This is a genomic window from Halobiforma nitratireducens JCM 10879 (genome assembly GCF_000337895.1).
Taxonomy (GTDB): Archaea; Halobacteriota; Halobacteria; order Halobacteriales; family Natrialbaceae; genus Natronobacterium; species Natronobacterium nitratireducens.
Map to the genome: position 1 here is coordinate 1 of NZ_AOMA01000034.1, position 5127 is coordinate 5127.

The following is a 5127-nucleotide window of genomic DNA, read 5'->3' on the forward strand; positions in this document are numbered from 1 at the left end:
ACGGCCGCTCGCCGACGGAACCGGTCGGCCGATCGTCGCACTCGATCTCAGCGGCCACGGCGATTCGACGGACGTCGACGCCGACCCCGGCTACACGACGCTGTCGGCCCACGTCGACGACGTCCTCGCAGTCGTCGAGGAAACCGATTCCCGCGTGCTGATCGGCAACTCGATGGGCGGTGCGGTTCTCATACACTTGTTGCTCGAGCGCTCGTACACTCCCGACGCGGTCGTGTTGACCGGGACCGGGGCACGACTCGGCGTGCTCGAGGACCTCCTGGAGTGGCTCGAGAGCGATTTCGAACGTGCAGTCGAGTTCCTCCACGGCCGGAACCGCCTCTTCCACGATCCGGAATCGTCGGCCACAGAACGGTCCCGGGAGGCAATGTTCGATTGCGGCCGGGCGGTGACGAGCCGTGATTTTCACACCTGCCACCGGTTCGACGTTCGCGATCGACTGTCCGAGATCGACGTCCCGACGCTTGTCGTCTACGGAGAGTACGACCAGTTGACGCCACCGTGGTTCCACGAGTTCCTCGCCGACGAGATTCCGGCGGCCGAACTCGTCGGGATCGGCGACGCCGCTCAGGCGACGATGCTCGAACGACCGGAGCCGTTCAACGAGGCCGTCGCGGCGTTTCTCGGGACGGAAACGACCGGTGTCTAGTTTCGATCAGGGGCTAGTACAGATCGTCGAGATCGGTCTCCTCGTGGCTGTGTTCTGCCGCCGGGAACGCGCCGGATTCGACGGCATCGACGTACTCCTGGATGGCTGACTCCATCTCCTCGCGAACCGAGCCGAACTGCTTCGAGAAGGAGGGTGACCACTCGCTCAGGCCGACCGCGTCGTCGACGACGAGCACCTGTCCGTCACAGTCGGGTCCGGCACCGATTCCGATCGTCGGAATATCGATAGCGTCGGTTACTTCGGCCGCGAGGTTCGACGGAACGTGCTCGAGTACCAGGGAGAACGCCCCGGCCTCTTCGTGAGCGTTGGCGAGTTCGAGAATACGCTCGGCACCGTCCCGGTCGGTCCCCTGCCGGGGGTAGCCGCCGTACTGGTTGACGTGCTGGGGAGTCAGGCCGAGATGGGCCATTACCGGAATGCCCAGCTGGACCATCTTCTCGGTGAGGTCGATGGTGTGAGGGCCACTCTCGAGTTTGACCGCTTCCGCCCCCTCCTCTTTGAGCATCCGTCCGGCGTTCTCGATGCTGTCTTTCTCGTCGACACCGAACGAGAGGAAAGGCATATCGGCGACGACGAGCGCGTCCTCGGTCGCACGGGAAACGGCCCCGACGTGGCGCGCGACATCGTCGACGGTGACCGGGATCGTCGTCTCGTAGCCGAGCGACGCGTTCCCGACGCTGTCGCCGACGAGAATGACGTCTACGTCCGCGTCGTCGACGATCCCGGCCGTCGGGGCGTCGTAGGCCGTCAGCATCGTGATCGGTTCCTCCCCTGCTTTCGCCTTGATGTCCCGGACGGTTGGCATGTTTCGACGTTCGGTTCCGACGATTAAATGTCATCGTTATTCCTTCGGAGCGGTGACGTTCGACGCCAAACGCGTAACCCGCGACGCTTATGGGGAATCGCTCGAGAGTCCCAGACGTGCCGGAACCCGTCGAAACGACCGACCCCGACGGCGTCGACTTCGGCTGGGTGATGCAGACCACCTTCGTCCTCACCATCCTCGTCGGTGCCCCGGCGGTCGCCCTGCTGTCGATACCGTTCGAACTCCCATCCTGGGGAGCACGCGCCGAGTTCGCGATCCGCGTTGGAGCCGTCGTCTGGCTCGTCCTCGCGATTTCGGTGTTTAGCTACGCCAAACGGAACCAGGACTGATACGGATTGCTGTGCCGATTACCGGTGGACCCGAAACCGCTGCGAGTCGCGGTCGCACCGGTACTGACGGACAGCAACCGGCTGAGAGAGGCTCGATCCCCCGCTACTCCTCTCGAGTGACAGCCCGGACGTACTCGAAGGCCGTTCCCGCCCGCCGGGCGGTCACCTCGTCGCGTCTCGAGTCGCCGACGAACACCGTCTCCTCGGGCGCGGCCTCGAGTCCACCGACTGCTTCGAGCAACGGCTCGGGGTCCGGCTTTCTCGTCGTGACGGTGTCGCGTCCGACGACGACCTCGACCGCGTCCGCCAGCCCGTGTTCCTCGAGTGCGATCCGACACGCCTGCTCGCAGTTGAGCGAACAGACGCCGACCGGAATCGACCGCTCGATCAGGTCGTCGGCGAGGGCGAGTCGCGGCGCGGTTCGGGCCCCCTCGCACTCGTGGGCTGCGATGGTCGCTTCGACGTCGGACCGGACGCCGGCCTCGTCGGCACGGGAGAGCAACTCCCAGAGGTCGCCGTCCGGCGACTCGCGGCCGGCGTCCTCGTAGACGGTTCGCACGTCTTCGGTCACTCGACCCCAATCCACGTCGAGGTCGACGAGCGTCCCGTCCAGGTCGTACACGATCGCTTCGTACTCGGTCACGGTCGAGCGTAGGACCGGACGGCGAATAGTGACTTCGGTCGCGAGCGCACGAAGCGGATGGCAATGGAGACGGAACCGTTTGTGGCATCCACCACTCGCCGATCGCTCTCCCGGAGACGAGCCGACCCCCGTCAGTGCGGATCGGTCGCCAACTCCGTCGTCGGATCTTCGAGTTGCTCGCTCGCCAGAACCCGGTTTGCCCGCCGCAGCCGTTCGGACAGCGCCTGGTGGGAGATGTCGAGTTCGTTCGCTAACTCCTCGAGCGATATCTCCCGTGGAACGTCGTAGTATCCCTGGCGATAGGCCTCGGCGATCGCCTCCTGCTGGGGCTCGGTCAGCGCGGCCGTCGTCTCGAGGTCTTCGTCGGCACCGGCTTCGACCATACGGCGCACGTCGACCCGCGTCCCCTGCTCCTCGATCTCGGAGACGGCGTCGGAGAGTTCCTCCCGCAGCGGGAACAGCAACCGGAGCGTCCAGTGACCGTCGGCGACGCTCGCGCCGAGGACCGTCCCGCCGTGGGTGTAGACCGCCTGACAGACCGAGACGACGTCCTCGCTGTACTGGAGTCGATAGAACCACTCCTCGTCGTCGGTATCGTCGAGGAGGCGTCTGTACTGTTCGATCGACGGGTCCCGCTCGAGAGCCGCCTCGAGAGCGTCCGGATCGACACTCGAGAACCAGACCAGCGGCGTCGTCCGACAGGGGCCTTCGGCGACGACGCTCTCTACCCGGACATCGATATCTGGCAGCTCACGGAACGTCTCCGCGAGCGCGAACCCCTCGGTAGGGAGGGTGAGCTCGGCGATCGTCGTCATCGCCGTCTCACCTCCGATCGACGGTCTCGGGGGTCGGCGTCGCGACTGGCGCGGCGGGGAGCCCGTCGTCCCCATCCTCGCACCGGTTCGCGAACGATTCTGTCGTGGCTCCGGGGCTGGTTCTCGTGCCGTCTCATCGTAATCACCGATCCGGATCGATCGACGCTCCGAATCACGACCTCAAGCGCGACCCACGGCGGAGGTCCTGGGCCGGCATCTCGACTGGGTCGCGTCGATAGAACGAACAGCACCGAACCCGTTGGTGGACGGGCTTTGGTGCTCCGGCGGTTTAAGTCGCTCCGGGTCCGCGAGCGACGCCGCCGCCCAACTCCGGTCGGCCCCGTTCAGTCCAGCCGTGCGAGCTTGTTCAACGTGTCTATCGTCCGCAACACGTCGACGCTTTTCCCCCGGTCGAAGACGAGTTCGTCCGTCTCGAGGACGTGTTCTAGCGTCTCCTGCGAGGCGTGCTCCGGCGCTGCCGCGATCCCGGCGTCGTTCTCGTCGATCCACTGCATGACCCGCAGGTCGCTCTTGGAGTCGCCCATTACGAGCGCGAACGGGTCTTCGACTCCGAGCACTTCGAGGGCGCGCTCGACGCCGACGACCTTGTTCAACTCGAGGCTACCGATCTCGGCCGCGTCGGCCTCGTAGTAGGCGACATCGATCCGCTCGAGGACGTCGGTCAACGGTGAGGGGGCGTCCTCGACCTCGAGGTCCGGGTAGGCTCCTTCGCCCTCGAGAACGGCGCGTATCTCGGGGTCCTGTGCGGCGTAGAACGCGCGGGTCCAGTCGACTGTCGACGGCTCCGTCCCGTCGTCGCTCGCGTCGACGATCGAACGTACTGCGTCGGCCAGCAGGTCGATCAGGTACACCAGCGCCTCGTCGATGATCTCCCGTGCGTCGGCCGACCCCGTCTCGTAGTTGGGTTTCATCGTGACGTTGAACTCGTTGCCCTGCAGGTGACAGCCCCGCCGGAGGTTCTCGGGTGCTTCGGGGAGGACCCGCGAGCGCACGTCGTCGAACACGTTCCGGATGTCGGGATCGAGGTCCTCGTAGAGCAGTTGCTTCGTGTCCGCACCGTGGCCCGGCGTGAACACCCCCGTCCCGGCCTCGTAGACGATCGAGAGGTCACCGGAGTGGACGATCTCGCTTCCGAGTCCCTGGATCGCGAACCCCTTGACGTTCTCGAGGGTCTGGCCGGTACAGATGACGATCGGGACGCCCGCCTCGTGAAATTCGGTCAGTACGTGCAGCGTTTCCCGGGGGATTTCGTTGTCGGTCCCGCCGGCCGATCGCAGCGTCTCGTCGACGTCTAAGACGAGTACGTTCACCGCCCGGCCGTACTTGGCCTCGAGATCGAGGGCGGTAAACGCCTGGTCGCGGTCGGCCCGCGAGGCGATCTCCGCGAACGTTTCGCCGGCCGCGAAGTCGGAGCGAATCTCGTCTTTGCGCGCTTCGAGTTCCTCGGTCGCTCCCTGCCAGTGCTCGAGGGCGACGCGGGAGTCGACCGCGGGGAAGACGTCCACGAACTCTTGATACTCTCGCAGCGTCTCGGTGTCGTACTCGTCGTAGAGACGGTAGACGAGATCGTATCGTTCCATGATACCTACAGGCGGGCCCGGGAGAATAATCGTTTCCGTGGCGGCGGGATTCCGGCCACGGTGGAGTCGCCTCGCCGCCCGGGTGATGGCCCGCACGCGTTTTGCGCACGACGACACGACTATATAAACGGCGGCCGAACCGTCGTCACATGAAGAACGTCGACGACCTCATCGAGAGCGCCGCGGAGCTTGCCGAACGAGGGCTCTCGAAGGGAGAGATCGCGG

Annotated in this window: 6 protein-coding genes and 1 pseudogene; 3 read left to right on the plus strand and 4 right to left on the minus strand. The window is 65.5% G+C overall.

From position 1 onward, the window contains the following. A partial coding sequence (locus C446_RS02980) for an alpha/beta fold hydrolase (RefSeq protein WP_006671578.1) occupies window positions 1-667 on the plus strand: 667 nt, incomplete at its 5' end. A gap of 13 nt (window positions 668-680) precedes the next feature. On the opposite strand, the gene panB is transcribed toward C446_RS02980, so the two are convergent. After that, window positions 681-1493, minus strand: a complete 813-nt coding sequence (gene panB / locus C446_RS02985) for a 3-methyl-2-oxobutanoate hydroxymethyltransferase (protein ID WP_006671579.1) — start codon at window positions 1491-1493, stop codon at window positions 681-683. A 116-nt stretch (window positions 1494-1609) separates the two neighbouring features. On the opposite strand from panB, the gene C446_RS02990 reads away from it, so the two are divergent. Then, entirely contained in the window at window positions 1610-1843 is a 234-nt protein-coding gene (locus C446_RS02990) for a DUF5822 domain-containing protein (protein ID WP_006671580.1), read from the plus strand. Between the two features lie 103 nt (window positions 1844-1946). On the opposite strand, the gene C446_RS02995 is transcribed toward C446_RS02990, so the two are convergent. From C446_RS02995 to C446_RS03005, 3 genes are all read right to left on the minus strand, one after another. Beyond that, a complete protein-coding gene (locus C446_RS02995; RefSeq protein WP_006671581.1) occupies window positions 1947-2486 on the minus strand; it encodes an HAD family hydrolase in 540 nt (179 codons plus the stop codon). A 131-nt stretch (window positions 2487-2617) separates the two neighbouring features. Further along, a complete protein-coding gene (locus C446_RS03000; protein WP_006671582.1) occupies window positions 2618-3301 on the minus strand; it encodes a helix-turn-helix domain-containing protein in 684 nt (227 codons plus the stop codon). Between the two features lie 344 nt (window positions 3302-3645). After that, window positions 3646-4902 (minus strand): HAD family hydrolase, encoded by a 1257-nt coding sequence (locus C446_RS03005; protein WP_006671583.1) that lies wholly within the window; start codon window positions 4900-4902, stop codon window positions 3646-3648. Window positions 4903-5051: 149 nt separating this feature from the next. On the opposite strand from C446_RS03005, the pseudogene C446_RS18445 reads away from it, so the two are divergent. Continuing rightward, window positions 5052-5127 (plus strand): annotated as a pseudogene (locus C446_RS18445) (orotate phosphoribosyltransferase-like protein); the annotation flags it as partial.